Source organism: Chryseobacterium lacus (assembly GCF_003336205.1).
Lineage (GTDB): Bacteria > Bacteroidota > Bacteroidia > Flavobacteriales > Weeksellaceae > Chryseobacterium_A > Chryseobacterium_A lacus.
Genome location: NZ_QPIE01000001.1, coordinates 380,320 through 397,997 on the forward strand (window position 1 = coordinate 380,320; position 17,678 = coordinate 397,997).

The 17,678-nt window shown below is 40.3% G+C and carries 13 protein-coding genes and 1 pseudogene; 3 read left to right on the forward strand and 11 right to left on the reverse strand.

Going from position 1 to position 17,678, the window contains the following annotated elements; genetic code table 11:
- Positions 1-113: 113 nt before the first annotated feature.
- Positions 114-623: a YceI family protein gene (locus DQ356_RS01860; RefSeq protein ID WP_114302748.1), complete on the forward strand. Its 510-nt coding sequence runs from the start codon at positions 114-116 to the stop codon at positions 621-623.
- Between the two features lie 115 nt (positions 624-738).
- Here the strand turns inward: DQ356_RS01860 and DQ356_RS01865 are convergent, their stop codons facing one another.
- From DQ356_RS01865 to DQ356_RS01885, 5 genes are read right to left on the reverse strand one after another with little or no spacing between them, the layout of a single operon-like run.
- The gene (locus tag DQ356_RS01865) at positions 739-1,821 is read right to left on the reverse strand and encodes a putative type IX sorting system protein PorV2 (RefSeq protein ID WP_114302749.1); all 1,083 of its coding nucleotides are present in this window, start codon (positions 1,819-1,821) and stop codon (positions 739-741) included.
- On the reverse strand, positions 1,818-2,711 hold the full coding sequence (locus DQ356_RS01870) for a DMT family transporter (protein WP_114302750.1): 894 nt from the start codon (positions 2,709-2,711) through the stop codon (positions 1,818-1,820). Before DQ356_RS01870 ends, DQ356_RS01865 begins: the two co-directional genes overlap by 4 nt.
- Positions 2,712-2,733: 22 nt before the next feature.
- Entirely contained in the window at positions 2,734-3,546 is an 813-nt protein-coding gene (locus tag DQ356_RS01875; RefSeq protein ID WP_114302751.1) for a TPM domain-containing protein, read from the reverse strand.
- A complete protein-coding gene (locus tag DQ356_RS01880; protein WP_394337232.1) occupies positions 3,527-3,955 on the reverse strand; it encodes a TPM domain-containing protein in 429 nt (142 codons plus the stop codon). Before DQ356_RS01880 ends, DQ356_RS01875 begins: the two co-directional genes overlap by 20 nt.
- A gap of 6 nt (positions 3,956-3,961) precedes the next feature.
- Positions 3,962-4,570, reverse strand: coding sequence for a LemA family protein (locus tag DQ356_RS01885; protein WP_114302753.1), 609 nt, complete (start codon positions 4,568-4,570; stop codon positions 3,962-3,964).
- A gap of 80 nt (positions 4,571-4,650) precedes the next feature.
- Here DQ356_RS01885 and DQ356_RS01890 point away from each other — a divergent pair, with 80 nt between their 5' ends.
- Together DQ356_RS01890 and DQ356_RS01895 are read left to right on the forward strand one after the other, a co-directional pair.
- On the forward strand, positions 4,651-5,136 hold the full coding sequence (locus DQ356_RS01890) for a dihydrofolate reductase (protein WP_114302754.1): 486 nt from the start codon (positions 4,651-4,653) through the stop codon (positions 5,134-5,136).
- A 79-nt stretch (positions 5,137-5,215) separates the two neighbouring features.
- Positions 5,216-5,785, forward strand: coding sequence for a DUF2892 domain-containing protein (locus DQ356_RS01895; RefSeq protein WP_114302755.1), 570 nt, complete (start codon positions 5,216-5,218; stop codon positions 5,783-5,785).
- A 123-nt stretch (positions 5,786-5,908) separates the two neighbouring features.
- Here the strand turns inward: DQ356_RS01895 and DQ356_RS01900 are convergent, their stop codons facing one another.
- The 6 genes and pseudogenes from DQ356_RS01900 to rpsB all read right to left on the reverse strand — a co-directional run bounded on the left by DQ356_RS01900 (position 5,909) and on the right by rpsB (position 17,621).
- Positions 5,909-9,298, reverse strand: coding sequence for a T9SS type B sorting domain-containing protein (locus tag DQ356_RS01900; RefSeq protein WP_114302756.1), 3,390 nt, complete (start codon positions 9,296-9,298; stop codon positions 5,909-5,911).
- A gap of 112 nt (positions 9,299-9,410) precedes the next feature.
- Entirely contained in the window at positions 9,411-12,521 is a 3,111-nt protein-coding gene (locus DQ356_RS01905) for a T9SS type B sorting domain-containing protein (protein WP_114302757.1), read from the reverse strand.
- A gap of 86 nt (positions 12,522-12,607) precedes the next feature.
- Positions 12,608-15,154, reverse strand: a complete 2,547-nt coding sequence (locus DQ356_RS11415; RefSeq protein ID WP_317048680.1) for a T9SS type B sorting domain-containing protein — start codon at positions 15,152-15,154, stop codon at positions 12,608-12,610.
- 309 nt (positions 15,155-15,463) lie between these two features.
- A pseudogene (locus DQ356_RS11380) lies at positions 15,464-16,195 on the reverse strand (IgGFc-binding protein); the annotation flags it as partial.
- A 21-nt stretch (positions 16,196-16,216) separates the two neighbouring features.
- On the reverse strand, positions 16,217-16,759 hold the full coding sequence (locus DQ356_RS01915) for a hypothetical protein (RefSeq protein ID WP_114302759.1): 543 nt from the start codon (positions 16,757-16,759) through the stop codon (positions 16,217-16,219).
- A gap of 100 nt (positions 16,760-16,859) precedes the next feature.
- Positions 16,860-17,621, reverse strand: coding sequence for a 30S ribosomal protein S2 (rpsB, locus tag DQ356_RS01920; protein WP_114302760.1), 762 nt, complete (start codon positions 17,619-17,621; stop codon positions 16,860-16,862).
- Positions 17,622-17,678: the final 57 nt, after the last annotated feature.

The following is a 17,678-nucleotide window of genomic DNA, read 5'->3' on the forward strand; positions in this document are numbered from 1 at the left end:
AAATTCCATAATCTTATAAGGGTTTTATGCATTTATTATCTTAGATCAATGGAAATCATTGATGAAGGCTTTACTTTTGCATCAGTTAATTAATCAATTTAAAACAAAATATTATGGCAACAAAATGGAATTTAGACCCTGCACACAGTGAAATTACTTTCAAAGTAAGACACATGATGATTTCAAATGTAAAAGGTGAATTCACCGACTTTGACGTACAGTTGGAAAGCGAAGACGACAATTTTAAAAACGTCACAGCAAAAGCTGAAATAAAAACCGATTCTATCAACACAAAAAGTGCAGACAGAGATACTCACCTGAAAAGTGCAGATTTCTTCAATGCCGAAAAGCATCCGCTCATTACTTTTACTACCAACTCCATGAATGATCATGTTTCCGGAAACATTACCATGAACGGAATCACCAAACCTATTGATCTAGATATAAGCTACGGCGGAACTAGCGTAGATCCTTGGGGAAATACAAAAGCAGGTTTTTCTTTTGAAGGAAAAATCAAAAGAAGTGATTTCGGGCTGAACTGGAATGCAGCGCTAGAAACAGGAGGTGTAATGGTGTCGGATGAAGTGAAAATTGCGGGCGATCTGCAGTTTGTAAAAGCGTAACACATCATAAAAGGCCATTTCACCAATGTCCTTTTATTTCACATCACAAATATTAACTTGATCATCAGACAAAGTGCATTTCATTTTGTCTGATTTTTTTTGAAAAATGGCCAGATTAGTTGTTTCTGAAAGCAGCCATATCCAGTTTCAGAGAGAAAAAATTGGAGTAAAAATTACTGCTCCCAATTCCTGAATTGGTAATCGCATAATCCAGCGTTAGTCCGCGGTATTTTATCCCAATCCCGGCGCTGGGCTGAAACGAAACTTTCCGCTGTAAATCTTCAATATCCGTTACCGTCTGAAAACGATTGACGCCCAATCTCACAAAAATGAGGTCGTCGTAAACCATTTCTGCACCGGCATACGGCGTAATACTCGCAAAATCTGTAGAAACCAACGCAGCAGTTTTCGCAAAATCTACATTAATTCCGGCTTCCGGAAGAATAGAAATATATTGGGTAATGTCAAAATTTTTGCTGGCTCCGATGTTGAGTTTAGGCATCGTAAGTTCCATTTTGTCTTTCGGTGCAGGGTTGAATTCTTCACCATTTACGATGGCGGAAAGTTCTTTCTGATCTACATTCCAGAAGTTAACGGTAGTTGTCGCATCCCGAAGCATCGCTCCGTAATTCCAACCGCTGTCTGAGTGATAAATAGCCCCCACATCGAACCCGAATCCAAAAGCATTGGCGAATTTTCCGACATTTCTGTACACGAGTTTAGCATTCACACCGGCGGAGATTTTCTGATTTCCTCCCGGATTAAAAGCGTAGGAAACCAGCGCAGCATAATCTGCCTGAGAAAATTTGGTGATTCTGTCGTAATCAATATTTCCTTCCGTATCTATCATTTGAGTAGTATTCAGAATGTTATCCACACCCAACCGAACTACAGAAACAGCGAAAACACCGCCGCTGTCTTCAAGTGTTTTTGCATAGGCGATATAATCGTATTTGGCGATACTTTCGAAATATTCTGCGTGCATGGCCGCTCCCTGCCAGTCTTTTTCTATTCCAAGCAAACCTGCAGGATTCCACATGGGGGAATACACATCATTCTGGCTGCTGATCACAGCACCACCCATTGCGAGACCTCTGGCTCCGGCACCGATATTTAGAAATTCATTGGAATATTTACGAACGATCTGAGCATCAGCCAATACTCCTGTAAATATGAATAATGCTAGTAATTTTTTCATTGGATTTCGGAGTTTAGTTTCTTTTTGATTCTTTTCGATTTTAAAATTCCATTGATAATAATTGCCAAAATCATAACAAATGACGCTATATAAAATAAAGTACTCATCTGTTCCGATTCTCCAAAGATAAAAAAAGCAAGGATAATTCCGTATACGGGTTCTAAATTTACTGTAAGAACAAGTGTAAACGGCGAAATATACTTCATCAGGTTAACAGATTCCAGCATGGGAAATGCAGTGAAAACTCCGGCCAACAATACTACCAGTGCGAGGTCTCTCCCACTGAGATCCACTACCTCAGCGAGTTGTCCGGATAAGACTGAAAATAACGCAACAATAAGAAAACCACCGAAAATTTCATAAAAAATAATATTTCCCGAACTGGTTCTGCCATACAGTTTGCCATTGAACACGGAAAAAACGGTACCGAAAAGTGCTGCCAGAATTCCATAGAAAATCCCCTCTTTGTATCGGAATTCTACATTGAAGATCAGGGAAATACAAAGTACAATGACCACTCCGATAATAACCTCGGGAAGATCTATTTTTCGTTTAAAAACAATCGGTTCGAGAATAGCTGCAAACAGGGTGGAAAGCGAAAGGCAACTTAATGCGATGGAAACATTGGATATTTTAATCGAATAAAAAAAACAAAGCCAGTGAAACGCCATGAATCCACCAATAGTTACCAACTGGTACATGAGCTTCGTTGGAACATGAAGCGATTTTTTCTGTATAAATCTGATAAAAACAAACAAAATTGCTGCGGCAAAGAGCATCCGGTAAAACACCAGAGTTTGCGCATCTGCTGTAATCAGTTTTCCAATAATCGCCGTAAATCCCCAAAGAAATACGATCAGATGCAATCTGAACAGTGCTGCATTTTTCATATAATTTGCAAAGCTACGGTTTTTACCAGCCTCCGGATGCACCACCGCCACCAAAACTTCCGCCGCCACCAAATCCGCCGAAACCACCGCCACCAAAACCACCACCGCGACTCATACCGCCACCAAAACTACCACCCATCGGAAATGGAAAAAATCCGCCGGGATAGGATCTTCTTCCGCGTCGGGAAAGGATCACATCATCGTCATCATTACCTCCACCGCCACCACGGTTCCCAAAAATACTGCTCAGAATGATAATGACGATAACAGCAATTAAAAGAATTTTTAAAAAACCGATTCCGCCGCCCTCGGAAGAATCTTTTGAAACAATCGGTTTATATTTTCCCTGCACGGTTTCCATCAACGCCGTTGTTCCGCGGTTAATTCCTTCATACCAAAGTCCCTGTTTGAAATTCGGGGCGACGATATAATCGATGATTTGTCCAGCAACCGAAGCTGTCAGATATTTCTCCACATCCCGACCCTGTTGTATGGACATTTTTCTGTCTTCAGAAGCAACAAGAAAAACAATACCGTTGTCTTTTTCTTTCTTTCCGATTTTCCATTGTTCACCAAACTGCCATGCTACGAAATTGACATCTTCACCCTCGGTAGTCGGGATGATGATTACCATAATTTCCGTAGAAGTAGAATCCTCAAATTTAATTAGTTTCTGATTTAGCAATTCTTTTTCAGAGTCCGTCAGAAGCCCGGCTTCATCATACACGGGATAAAGAATCGCCGGTTTCTCGGGTATTTTATACTGTGCCGCTGCGCTGACAAAGAAAGTGGCAATGGCAAATAAAAAGAATAATTTAAGAAAAACTGATCTCATTGGAGAGTTCATTAGGATTGTTTCCGTTGATGGGAAAATGTTTTTTCAGTTCGGTTCCTGTTTTCAGAATAGCTTCCTCCAAGGCTTCAAAATAATTTCCACGGGCAAATGCTGAGGTTATTTCATCGTGCATCCGATCCCAGAAATGCTGATGCACTTTTTTGTGAATACCTTCGTCACCGACAATGGTAAGGTATCTTTTATCAAAATTAATATGAAAAAGTACTGCATTTCTTTCTTCCGTTTTGTGCATATTCAGGCTTCGGAAGATTTCAAAAGCGGTCTTTGCATTATCATCCTCAGAATTGGAATCAATATGAACCCTGATTTCTCCGGAAGAATGATTTTCGGCAGTTTGAATGGCTTCCACGAGAGAAGCCATTTGCCTGTGTGTAAGGAAATTACTCATGATTTTTTATTCAGTGAAAACTTCAGGCGCATTTTCTGCACCAGCAGCAGCTTTGAATAAAGGTTTTTCTTTAAAATTAGTAAAATTGGCAAAAATATTAGTCGGGAACGATTTGATAGTCGTATTGTATTCCTGCACCGATCCGTTGTAGGTTACCGTTTCCGCGCGGATACTGTTTTCAATCGCGGTATATTCTCTTTGAAAATTCGTGTATTGCTGATCTGCTTTCAGGTTAGGATACTGCTCCACAACAGCCATCAAACGGCTTAACGCACCGCTGAGTTCTCCCTGTGCAGCCTGGAATTTTGCCATATCGGCTTCAGTCATATTGGTAGGATCGATGGTGACAGAAGTAGCTTTTGATCGGGCTTCAACGACACCAGTAAGGGTTTCCTGCTCAAATTGCGCATACGATTTCACCGTTCTTTCCAGATTCGGAATCAGATTCGCTCTTTTTTGATACACCGTTTCTACATTACTCCATTTGGTGTTCACATTTTGTTCCTGTTTTACGAGATTATTATACTTGGGAACTCCCCAAACGAGCAATAGCCCAAGAATAACGAGAAGCGCAATACCTAAGGTTCCTGCACTTAAACAACCTTTGTTTTTCATAGTTTATTTTATAAAATGTTGTGAAAATTAGCTGATCAAATATACAAATTATTTGCTAATTTTGTAAAAAATACATAAAAATGACAACAGCTGTAGTGGCCATGGGACTGGGAAACGAAATAGGATATGATAATCAACTTATTTGGCACCTGCCCCGAGACCTCAAACATTTTAAAAATATTACAGAGGGACACCCTATCATCATGGGCAGAAAAACGTACGAAAGCATCGGAAAACCTTTGCCCAACCGTACGAATATTGTGGTGAGCAGAAGAACAGACTGGTTTCAGGAAGGAATTCTGATTGTTGGAAGCGTGAAGGAAGCCCTTAAATTCGCTAAAAAAATTGATGAAGAAGTTTTCATCCTTGGTGGTGCCGAACTGTTCAAAAGCACCATGGAAATCATAGATAAACTGGAAGTAACGGTAATTGATGCCCATTTTGAAGCGCATACTTTTTTTCCTGAAATTGACGAGAAAATATGGAAAAAAACGCATGAAGAATTTATCGAAAGAGATGAAAAGAATGCTTACAACATGTATTTTCAAACGTACGAAAGACGATAACGGAATGAAAAATCCACTGCTCAGAATCAGGGCTGTCCGTCCCAAAATTCTTATCTTTGCACTTCTAAAATTTTAACTGATGAATAAGTATATAAAACTGGTTATTGCAGCTCTGCTCATAGCACTTGGAATTTACATGATGTTTTTTACCCGAGAGACAGGTTGGGGAGTCGTTGTTTTTTTGCTTTCCGCTTTTCCTATATTTCTTTTTTTCAAAAACGAATTTATATTGCTGGCGTTCTGGCAGATCAGAAAACAAAATATGGCGAAGGCTGTGCAATGGCTTTCTAAGATTCAGAATTATCAATCGGTATTACACCGGTCACAATATGGGTATTTTCAATACCTCTCCGGACTTACGCTGGCTCAGGATAATCCCGCGAAAGTAGAACCTTACATGAAAAAAGCTTTGGAATACGGACTGAACATGAAACAGGACCGGGCGATGGCCACGCTGAATCTTGCTGCTTCAGCCATCTCAAAAGGGAGAAAACAGGAAGGACAAAAGCTATTGGAAGAAGCACGCAAACTGGATTCTGCGGGAATAATGACCGATCAGATTAAAATGATGAAGGAACAGTTGAAAATGCCTTCCATGCAAAAACACATGCACAATCCTCACATGAGACAGCGCGGAAAGTTTTTCTAAAAAAGAATTTGTTTAAATTTTACCGAAAAAATAGCGCAGTGAAATTGATCTTCGCTGCCTTTTTTTGGTCTATTTTACGCTTCCATCAAATTCAAGAGCATCTTTCGATGCTCTTGTTGATTTCTATTTTGATACATTTTTCACCAAAAGGAAACTGGTGTGTTTGGTTACGGTAACTGTGCCCAATTCGCGCCACTGAAGAATGTACCAATATGTAGCTGTAGGAACGCGTCTTCCCTGAAATATGCCATCCCAAGTATATTTGTTTGCGGGAGTTCCCACAAAAACTTCTTTTCCGTAACGGTCATAAATTTTAAAAACCAGATCCTTTTTAGACATCAGAGATGAATAATCAATCGTTTCATTCAGGCCATCTTCATTAGGCGTAATGGCATTAATAAGATTGATAATGGAGAAATCCATGGTGATGACTCCACATCTGCTGGAATCTCTTACGTACAGCGTATATTCTCCTCTTGGAAGACCCAGAAAAACATTGGAAGTCTGCCATTGAAAGCCATCTATCGAATATTCGTAAGGTGGATAACCGCCGGTTACTGTTACCGTAATATTTCCTTTCTGAATGTCTATCGCAGTAATGACCGGAACTTCCAACTCTGAAACGGTAACCGATTGGCGATAAACACAGCCATCAAAAGTAAGATCAACCCAATAAGTTCCTGCGCCTGCAAGAATGGTTTGGGTGGTTTCACCTGTACTCCAGAGATAACTTTCAAAATTATCGCCTGCATCCAGAAGTGCTTTTGTATCCGGACAAACTTCCTGATCTGCAAGCGTATCAGATTTTTTAGGCACTTTAATATAAATAGATAAAATTCCGACAACTGAACAAAAGTTTGGTCTTTCAAAGCGGATGTAAAATGTTTCCAGAACATTCACCGTTACCGCTGATGAAATTGGATTTACTCCTTGTTGTGCATCGGACTGAGAGGCGTAGTAAGTAGCCGTCACCAAAGGATCTGTCGTAAAATGGAATAAAAATGTTGAGAGATTTACCTGTTGTATTCCGTCTAAATCGACATCACATACACTCTGATTCATGTTGTCTGAAAGCAACAGAACTTTCGTTCCTGCAAGGAAATTCAAAGGTTTTATTACTGCAGGGCAACCGTCCGGAGAATCTACACGAATGTAAATGATAGTATCCGCAGTATAACTCCATAACAACGGCAGCACATTGGCATTTCCTGCAGTGGCGTCAGATACATTAGCATAATACCGAACAGTAAAATATCCAGCGTTCGGCAATATCTGCGGAGTAATGGTGGACAGATCTACATTGATATTCCCATCCAGATCGTCATCACAAAAACTCCCTGTAAAATCAGCCACTACCGCCAAAGGAAATAATTCTAAAGTGATTTGCGCAATACTTTTGCAACCTTCCGGCGATTTCACAACGGCAAACGCAGTTCCGGGAGCAGCAACATATGATGTAGAATTAGTAATGAGCGCTGCAGGATTTTCATTTTGAGCATCTGCAAGCGTTGGATAATAGGTAATAGTAACGGGGGATTGCGTCGTTACATTAGCGGTAGTCAGATTAAAAGTTCCCTGTCCCTGGATTTCACAGCCTTTTACCGTCGCATTGTTTACCAATACCTGAGCAATATTAAGTGTAACCGTAACCGTTTCACATTCGGGAAAATCCGGATGATTGCCACAGAACGTATAGGTAAAAGTATCTACACCTACACTCTGAGCGTTAGCAGTATATACAATTTGCCCGGTTGTGGGATTTATCGTAACCGTTCCCAATGTAGGTTGTGAAATAATTGCAATGGTTGAAATGTCAATAGCTTGAGGAATACTCACCGATGAAAAAGCGGGCGTAATTTCTTGATTGGTACAAAGGGTATATTGTTCAGAAGAATTCACCATACATTTTTCAACTTTATGAGGCTCAGTAACTAATGGTGCACAGCTTCCCATGGTAACTGAAGCGGTATAAAAACCAGGAAGTGTAGGTGTAAATGAAGGATTGGTAGCATTGGGAATTAATGACCCGTTAAGATACCACTGATAACTGTCATAAATAATAGGATCTACTGTAAGCGTAATTCCCGGAATACAGGTTCCTGTGGCGATAATTACCGGTTGTGTCGGAAATCCGGCAAAGAATCCTCCGTATCCTACAGCATCGGTTCCTGCATTAATTCCTGCTGTAATAGCCTTGCTCGAATTGACGGTGATATGGCCAGAAACATTGGGAATTCCATACGTAACCCAATTAGTAGTTCCCGACATGTTGAAAGGGCCTGTTCCGGCCGGAGGTGGCACTCCATTGACGGTAACTACAGCACCTACTTCCGTGATAAGGTTGAGTTTGGTAGGAATATTCAAAACACCCGTAGGATTTGCATTGGAATGAACCTGATTCTCATCAATAAATCCGAGTTCATCAATTTGTTTCGGAAGATAGCAGTTCAGGGCTGGAATAAAATTAAAACCGCCGGTTGCTACTGACACGCCGGCCCCGTCAAAACCAGCCAAAAGCTGATAAACATACGCATTATGAGAGGTGGAAATGTATAAATTATAGTGATTATTCCCCTGAAGAATATATTTTGATTCGGGTACGCGATAATATTCACCTTCGTTAATAGTCGCAATCAAACCCTCATTGTTCACAAATATTTGCGTGTTATCTTGGGTAGCGATGATGAGGGCGCCTTCCATATTATTCCCGATACTGCCATTTCCTTTTACCAATGCAAAAGTATTTCCTAACCTGCTGACGGGCACCGACTGGTCCATCAGAATATCAGAGCTTGTAGCGATAGCTCCCGCATATTGTCCGTTAAAATTCCCATTCGTCACATTCACAGGCTTATCTGAAACAATTTTACTTCCAATGAAACCTGTACCGTTGGCTGCCATAGAACCAGAACCTTCTATGATATAAGACTGCCCTTTATTCAGAACAAAAGTCAGGGATGGAACCGCAGCTCCTGTAGTTCCGTTGGAAAACTGTATCCCGGGTGCGTAATCTGAAACGGTGACGGTAGTATTGTTTTCTGTAGCGAGAATACTCGTCATAAAATTCAGAATAGGATTCTGCACCATAATAGGTGCTACTGCTGTATAAAACAGTGTTCCCGTAGAAGCAATTCCCTTTGAAGTAACGATTTCCGCATGATTAAAAACCGAAAATCGGAGATTGGCATAGAAAGGAAATTCCGCCTGCACATGAAGCCCTTTTGTTATCGGAGTGAACAGATCACTTTGTTGTGTTGTAATAATATGCTGCCGCGGAACATCAAATTTTTGTGGATTCCCTTTGCTGATGATCACCGTTCCGATAAGGGTATTATTGTTATAAATACTTACTGGAAACGGAGTCGTCCGGTTCGTAGAAAGATAAAGTTTCTGATAAGGATTAGGATTACCAGTCCGGTCAACCATGGGAGCAAACCAATGCTCTCTGTCCAGCTGTGCCAGAAGGCCGTTATATAAAAAAAGAAATAGTAAAAAAGGTAGAAGTTTTTTCATAATTGAGAATGAGTGACTTACAAAGTTAAAAATTATTTAATCAAATTAAAGATTTTCTCAATAAAAAAGCACGACAATTTGCCGTGCTTCATAATTAAATTATAATTGATGATTATTCAATATTCTTCACCATTACCCATCCTGTGTGTTTTACAGGGGTTTTGGCTGCATCCGGCTCGTTCCATGAAATGTGATACCAGTACGTTCCGGTAGATACTCTTTTATTTCCGAATCTTCCGTCCCACATGTAGTTGTTGTTCTTATCTGCAACGTGAACACGGTTTCCATATCGGTCATAGATAGATAACGTAAGGTTTTCCTTGTATCTGAGTGCGGAATAATCCAGCACATCGTTCACACCATCTTCATTAGGAGTGATGGCATTCACCAAGTTTGGAACCGTTACTTCCACCATTACCGGAGTACAGTTGAAAGAATCTTTCACGTAGAAAATATTTTGTCCTCTTGGAAGCTCGGTAAACACATTCGAATCTTGCCAGGTAACTCCATCCAGAGAATACTGATACGGCTGTTCTCCACCTAATACAGTAAGGGTTACCGTATTGTTATTGATTTCAATATTACTAATCACCACTTCAGGTGCTTTGTGAACTTTTACGGTTTGAATCGTTGGACAACCTTCAGAATAAAGAATTACCCAATATTCACCAACGCCTACTCCTGTAATTTCCTGCGTGGTAGCTCCTGTACTCCAAAGATAAGACTGGAATCCAGGACCGGCATCTAAGGTAGTTCTGCCTTCAATACAGATAATTTTATCTACTAATACTGTTGAATAATTCGGTTGAATAACGTTCAAAGAAATTTTAGCGATAGAATAACATCCATTTTCTGTGAAGACGCGTACATAAGCTGCCGATGTGGGAGAAACATATACAAATGGATTTTGAATTTCATTGGTATTATTTTCTGCATCTGCCATCGATGGATAATATTTCACCGGTACGCCAGGGAGTGCTCCAACGTTTGCCGTAGTGAGATCAAACTCCGCTGTCGTTGGATTCTCAGGAATAAAGCAAGAACTCAGAACTGCATCATTTACAACAGGCTGGTCGTAGAAAAATAAATTTATTTTTGCAAATTCGAAACAGCCTTCGGGCGTTGTTACCCTTACAAATGCGCTTCCAGAGGCAGACACATAAGCATTAGGATATACAATTTCGTTTGTCTGGTTTTCCGCATCCGTCAATGTTGGATAAAACTGAAATGTCGGATTCGTAGCAAATGCAGTAACATCTACTGTTGTAAGATCGTAGGTTGCAACTCCATTGTACGGACATGCAGTAAGGCTGTCTTCATAAGTTTCCAGGAGAACAACATTAACATCAACTTTTACAATTTCTTTATCAAAAAATATAGGGACATCACTATTGAACTCATAAGTGAAAGTATCTGGCCCTAAATATCCAACATTTGGAGTATAAGTAATCGTGTTGGTAGCCGTATCGATCATCGCAGTTCCGTTTGCTGGCGGTATAGTGATGGTAATAGACGCCGGGTCTAATGTTTGCGTCGAGTTGGTAAACTCAACCTGATATGTTTTAGAACCACAAACATTCCCCGTTATGGTAGTATTTGTATAACAAGGAAACACTTTAAATATCTCTGTCGTTACAGGATTACATCCCTGAATACTTACCGTTAAGGTATATTCTCCTGGTGTAGTTGGGGTAAGGGTATGGGTATTCGCTCCTGGAATTGGAGTACCATTTAAGAACCACTGATAAGTTTCGTAAATATCATCCACACCTATAACCACTCCCGGGATACATTCGCCCGTTTGCTTCTCAATGATCGGCCTTGATGAGAAACCGGCAAAATAACCACCCCATCCTCCGGTGCTCCATCCCCCGTTAATTCCGGCGGTTACAGCTTTAGTAGAAGTAATCGCGAGATTACCAGTAATACCAGGGACTTCATAAGTTACCCAAGTAGGGTTGCCTGAAACAGCATACGGACCTTGCGGAATAATGGGATTATTATTGCTGGTCACTGTAACTACAGCACCAGCTTCGGTAATAATATTTAATTTGAGATCAGCTGTGCCCGTCATCCCAGGCATCTGATGAATATTTCCGATTTCATCTATTGATCGTGGCAGATAACAGCTCAATGGTGGAATGTAGTTATATCCACCCGTATTACTTCCCGACGTGGTTGAACCTGTACCTAACAATTGATATAAATACACATCTTTAGTGGTACTAATGTACATATTGTAATGTCCACTACCTCCCTGGTTTACATAATGATTACTTAAGATCCGGTAATGTTCTCCGGCATTAATAGTTGCTACTGCAGCTACACCATCGTTCAAAAAGATTTGTGTATTATCTTCGGTGGCTACGATAAGTCCACCTTCCATATTGTTCGGGTCTCCCAAATACGTTAAACTTCTTACCATAGCGAACGTTTTCCCTAACTTTTCTTTTGGTACTGACTGATCCATGATCAGGTCACTACCTGAAGTGGTATTGGAAGTACCAAACATTCCGTTGGCATTCCCGTTGGTAACATTTACAGGTTTATCAGCAAGAATTTTGGCCCCGATAAAACCTTGTTGGTTGGGAGCATGGTTTGCCTGCCCTGAAAACAAAACAGATTGTCCCTTGTTCATCGTAAATGTATAGCTTGGAGGAGAAGTTGTAGGCCCATTAGTAAATCTAACACCCGGATTATAGCCATCAACTGTTATTGTGGTATTGTCTTCTGTAGCCATTATACCCGTGGTAAAATTCATGCTGGAACTATTATAGGTAAGAGGTGCAGGAGCCGCATAAAACAGGGTTCCAATTCCTGCCTTACCTTTAGATGTTAAAAATTCAGAGTGTGCACCTTGATACATTCTTAAAGAAAGAAAGAACGGAATATCATTCTGAGCCTTGATGTATAACCCTTTATTAATTACCGTTAATGCTTCAGCAGCTGTGTTAGAATATAAATACTGATTAGCCAAAGTGGTAGAAAGTTGCCAAACTTGTGGATTACCTTTTGTCAGGTTATTAATCGTATGAACCACAGCATTGTTGTGGTATACCTCCACGGTAATCGGTACCGTTGAATCTGTAGAAAAATACAGACCATGATTATAACCAGTAGTATTGGCATAATAAGGAGCAATCCAGTGCTCAGTATCGCGCTGCGCCTGTAGATTGGCACTGAACAGCACGAAAGTCATTAAGTAAAGTAAAAGTTTTCTCATAATAATTGTTTTAAGTAAAAAAATCAATGTTCACAAATTTATAATAATTTCTCAATAAATGAAGAATATACCCAATAAATTTTTCGTTACTCCCTGTTTTTCAGCAAAACCCAACCATGATATTCCACTTTTTCAACAGTTCCGGGCTCTCTCCATTTCAAAATATACCAATACGTTCCGGTACTGAGCGGATACCCGTTCAGGGTGCCATTCCAAATATAGTTATTAGAATCTGAACTGAATATACGTTTCCCATAACGGTCGTAGATTGCGATAGAAACATCGCTTTTCGACTTGAGATCTGAATAATCCAGCACATCATTGATGCCGTCACTATTAGGAGTAATGGCATTAATGAGATTTAAAATCAGAAATTTCTGTGTCACCGGAATACATTTCTCCGCAGAGATGACGTAAACCGTATGCGGCCCTTTCGGCAGATTGTTAAAAACATTGGAAGACTGATACGTAATCCCGTCCAGTGAATACTGATAAGGTGCGGTAGCTCCAGAGACAAAAACAGTAGCCGTAGTTCCTTTTATTTCAATTTTATCAATTACAGGAGCAACGGAAGGTGAAACAGTAACATACTGGCGATAAACACAGCCATCGAAATTCAAATCTACATAATAATTTCCTACTCCTACATTAATAGAAGGCGTAACGGCTCCGGTACTCCACAAGTATTTTGAAAAACCGGGTCCTGCATCAAGAATGGTTGTTCCGCCCGGACAAATAATTTGATCTGTAAGCGTTGCTGACTCCTTTGGAACTTTCAGTTTCAGGCTTAATTTTGCTGTGTTCGGACATCCTGAATTGCCTTCAAAACGAACATAAAATTCGTTAAGGCCTGTCAGTGTTTGTGTAGAACTGATAGCATTAGCGGCATTTTGCGCATCTGCAAGGGTGAGATAAAAAGTCATCGCAACAGCGGGATTGGCCGTAAATAAATTTTTATAACTGTTCAAATTTACCTGCAATACACCATCCAGATTGTCATCGCACAATTCTGAATAGCCGTCCCGGATTAGCAAAGGAATCTTTTCACCAATACCAAAACTGATCTGTCCGAAAACTGCCGTACAGTTACCTGAAATTGCATCTACCCGAACATAAACCGTTGTGGGTGAGCTGTAACTCCAGTTTGCCGGAAGCGTATTGTTATTTCCTGCATTGGCATCGGCCTGACTTAAATAATATCTTACGGTAAAAAGATTGGCATTATTTACAATCTGAGGCGTGACGGAATTAAAATTCACTTCTATATTTCCATCAAAATTATTGTCACAAAGAAGGCCATTAAAATTTCCGGTATTTATATTCGGTGAAGGAATCACAGAAAGCGCAATCGTTGTAACCGCTGAACAGCTATTCGGAGAAGTCACCTGAACATAAACAGTGGCATTCGCCGAAGTATAATTTGTCGGATTATTGATCACATTCGTAAGGGCAGCATTGGAAAAATACGAATAAGTTACACCTGTATTTGTAGTTATATTGGCAGAAGTAAGATTAAAAATTCCATTTCCTGCGGTGGTTTCACAGGAAGTCAAAGTCGCTGCAGTCATTTGAATGGTTTCAAGATTCAGGTTCAATTGTACTACATTGACACATTCTGTCGGATGCTGAAGCCTGATAAAATAGGTTGCTGTTCCGGTGATGGTTTGCGTAGCGGGAAGAGCGTTCACGTTATTCTGCGCATTCGCAAGAGAATTATGATAGCTAAAAGTGACCGCAGGATCTGCAGTAAAAGCATTCTGATATGTAGAAAGATTCACGGATTCTGAACCGTTTCCATCCGCATCGCAAACGATGGCAGAATGATTAGAAACAATCGTTGTAATTCTGTTTCCAAAACTAAAATTAATTTGATCCAATGCAGGCGGACAATTTCCTGCTGCACTTTCTACCCTTACATACACTGTTGTAGCTGCAGTAAAGCTCCAGTTGTTGGGTAAATTATTATTATTTCCCGCATTGGCATCTGCCTGATTGGTATAATATTTCACATTGAACAAATTGGCATTCGTTACAATCTGAGGCGTAATGGTTTGAAAATCGACCGAGATCGTTCCATCAAAATCATTATCACATAAAATTCCGTTGAAATTGGAAGCGGTAATATTCGGAGACGGATTTACAGTAAGCTGAATCTCAGCCATTTTTGAACATCCGAAAGAGGAAGTGACATTTGCATATACAATACCCGCAGTCCCTTGATAAGAGGTCGGATTCGAAATAGCTCCTGTTAAATTGGAATTAGTAAAATAGGTAACTGTTGCTGCAGGATCCGGAGTTACGCTGACCGAAGTAAGATCGAAAAGACCACTTCCGCTCGCATCACCACAGGAAGTGATTGACGCATTTGTGGTTTGAAGCACATCAATATCAATATTGACACGGATATATTCAAAATCCGCATTGGTTCCGGCTGCCTGAATATAATACACAAAAGTGGTTTGCGCATCGGCAGTAAGTCCTGCAGGAGGTGTATACGTAATTACTCCTGAAGTGGAGTTGACAGAAACATTTCCTATCGCTGGCGGAGCTATAATCTGAGTAAGTGACGGCACTATTGTCTGTGAAGAATTGGTAAAAACAGGAAGAATCTGAAGTGAGTTACACGATCCCATAGTCTGTTGATGAACCGCAAGAGGAGGACAAAGAGTATATTGATAAACTTCAGTAAGTTTAGATTCACAATTGTTTTTTGTGATCAGCACGGTATAATTTCCGGCACCGTAAAGCTCCGGATTAATCGTGTAATTGTTCGCTCCCGGAATCGGATTTCCGTTCAGATACCACTGGTAAGCATCGTAACTGTTATCTACCTGAAGTAAAATTCCCGCATAACAATCGCCGGTTTTCACAATCACAGGAACGGATGAAAATCCCGCAAAATAGCCACCATATCCCACCGCTCCACTTCCGCCGGCAATTCCTGCAGTCACCGATTTGGTGGACTGAACCGTAACAGTTCCGGTAACATTCGGCACAGAATAAGTCACCCAATCTGTATTTCCGGCTACAGGATAAGGCCCGTTCACCGTAGGAATGGGCGTTCCGTTGAGTGTAACGCTTGCTCCGGTTTGGGTAATGATGTTCAGCTTGGTATTATAAGTTGTAATTCCGATATTGTTGATAAATCCGATTTCATCCACTTTATTAGGTAGAAAACAGCTGAGCGGCGGAATATAATTAAATCCTCCGGCTGCATGAACACTTCCTGAAGATGTACCGCCAAGCAACTGATACACATACGCATTTTTGGAAGTGCTGACGCTCATGTTATAATTATTGTTTCCCTGAAGAATATAATTATTCCCGTCAATCATGGTGTAATCCCCTTCATTAAGCGTAACTCCTGTGGGATTTCCATTAACGGTAATCTGAGTATTATCCTGTGTTGCCACCACCAATAAGGTTTCCATTCCGGAACTTATCGGCGCATTTCCTTTTACCACCACAAAGTTGTTTCCGAGTCTTTCCACCGGAACAGCCTGATCCATCAGAATATCATTATTGCTGAAATTCTGATTGGTATAAATCCCGTTAAAATTCCCGTTGGTTACAGAAATGGGTTTGGTTGCAGATATTTTCGCTCCTATCAATCCGTCTAGGTTATAAAAACTTGTTGAGCTGATAGCATCCAGAATATACGATTGACCTTTATTTAACGTAAAAACTTTCGTTGGCTAAGAGGTTCCGTCGGAAAAAATAACATTGGGATTATATCCCGAAACCGTCACCACGGTATTGTCTTCTGTAGCAATAACACCTATAGTGGAATTTACATAAGCAGCTGTTCCTGTGTTGGCCGCCATCGCAGCATAAAAAGTGGTTCCTAATCCCGCCAGGCCTTTCGAAATAATAATTTCAGCGTGATTCGGTATTGAAAAACGATAATTGGCAAAAAATTTCTTCGGCCCTTTTACATTCAATCCTTTCTGCGACGGAATAAACAGCTCACTTTGATAAATCCCCATCATTAGACCTGCAGGAATATATACCTGGGCGGGATTTCCTTTGCTGATCTGTATAGTAGTGTACAGGGAATTGTCATTATAAATACTGACCGTAAACGGAGTTACTTCATTGGTGGAAAGATAAAGATAACTTGTAAATCCGCCAGTTCCGGCTTTAGCCGCCATGGGTGCAAACCAGTGATCGGTATCTAATTGTGCAGAGAAAAGACTCCACAGGAATGTAAAAATGAGAATAAAATTTCTTTTCATCATGATTCAAAAAAGGGAAACAAAAGTAAACATTAATTGTGATATAAATAAAAAAATCTCCCTGGCTTTCAGGGAGATGAATATTAATTATTTTTAAAGCAAATTACTCTGCATCGAAATCAGCATCTGCATCAGCAGTCACTTTTTCTCCTTCTTCTTTTGCTTTTTCTTTGTCTGCTTTTCTTTGAGAAAGCCCTTCTTTGATGGATTCAGATACTACCGAAAGAATCATGTCGATCGATTTGGAAGCATCATCATTTCCTGGAATAACGTAATCCACTTTTCTCGGGTCAGAGTTGGTATCTACGATCGCAAATACAGGTATTCCCAATTTCTTTGCTTCCGTTACCGCGATGTGCTCATTCATGATATCTACCACGAAAAGAGCCGAAGGCAAACGCACCATGTCAGCGATGGAACCCAGATTTTTCTCAAGATTAGCTCTTTGTCTGTCAACCTGAAGTCTTTCTTTTTTTGATAAAGTTTCGAAAGTTCCGTCTTTCTTCATTTTATCGATATGGTTCATTTTCTTAACAGCCTTTCTGATGGTTACGAAATTCGTAAGCATTCCTCCGGGCCATCTTTCAGTAATGTAAGGCATATTCAGTTCAGCAGCGTGTTTTGCCACTATTTCTTTCGCCTGCTTTTTAGTCGCTACGAAAAGAACTTTTTTACCTGAAGAAGTAATTTTTTCTAAAGCGTTGCACGCTTCGTCCAGTTTTACTGCTGTTTTATGTAAATCGATAATGTGAATACCGTTTTTCTCCATAAAAATGTATGGAGCCATATTTGGGTTCCACTTTCTGGTCATGTGACCGAAGTGTACCCCCGCCTCTAAAAGGTCTTTAACATTTGCTTTTGCCATGTCTCTTTTTTGTTTTTAGTTTACGTTCCGCTTTTTTGCAATCAACTTTTCTTTAGA

What these genes read in the sequence shown, in the direction of transcription:
- DQ356_RS01915 (WP_114302759.1), bottom strand. Translation starts at nt 16,759, where the DNA reads ATGATGAAAAGAAATTTTATTCTCATTTTTACATTCCTGTGGAGTCTT.
- DQ356_RS01905 (WP_114302757.1), bottom strand. Translation starts at nt 12,521, where the DNA reads ATGAGAAAACTTTTACTTTACTTAATGACTTTCGTGCTGTTCAGTGCC.
- DQ356_RS01870 (WP_114302750.1), bottom strand. Translation starts at nt 2,711, where the DNA reads ATGAAAAATGCAGCACTGTTCAGATTGCATCTGATCGTATTTCTTTGG.
- DQ356_RS01865 (WP_114302749.1), bottom strand. Translation starts at nt 1,821, where the DNA reads ATGAAAAAATTACTAGCATTATTCATATTTACAGGAGTATTGGCTGAT.
- DQ356_RS11415 (WP_317048680.1), bottom strand. Translation starts at nt 15,154, where the DNA reads ATGGGATCGTGTAACTCACTTCAGATTCTTCCTGTTTTTACCAATTCT.
- DQ356_RS01875 (WP_114302751.1), bottom strand. Translation starts at nt 3,546, where the DNA reads ATGAGATCAGTTTTTCTTAAATTATTCTTTTTATTTGCCATTGCCACT.
- DQ356_RS01885 (WP_114302753.1), bottom strand. Translation starts at nt 4,570, where the DNA reads ATGAAAAACAAAGGTTGTTTAAGTGCAGGAACCTTAGGTATTGCGCTT.
- DQ356_RS01860 (WP_114302748.1), top strand. Translation starts at nt 114, where the DNA reads ATGGCAACAAAATGGAATTTAGACCCTGCACACAGTGAAATTACTTTC.
- DQ356_RS01895 (WP_114302755.1), top strand. Translation starts at nt 5,216, where the DNA reads ATGAATAAGTATATAAAACTGGTTATTGCAGCTCTGCTCATAGCACTT.
- rpsB (WP_114302760.1), bottom strand. Translation starts at nt 17,621, where the DNA reads ATGGCAAAAGCAAATGTTAAAGACCTTTTAGAGGCGGGGGTACACTTC.
- DQ356_RS01890 (WP_114302754.1), top strand. Translation starts at nt 4,651, where the DNA reads ATGACAACAGCTGTAGTGGCCATGGGACTGGGAAACGAAATAGGATAT.
- DQ356_RS01900 (WP_114302756.1), bottom strand. Translation starts at nt 9,298, where the DNA reads ATGAAAAAACTTCTACCTTTTTTACTATTTCTTTTTTTATATAACGGC.
- DQ356_RS01880 (WP_394337232.1), bottom strand. Translation starts at nt 3,955, where the DNA reads ATGAGTAATTTCCTTACACACAGGCAAATGGCTTCTCTCGTGGAAGCC.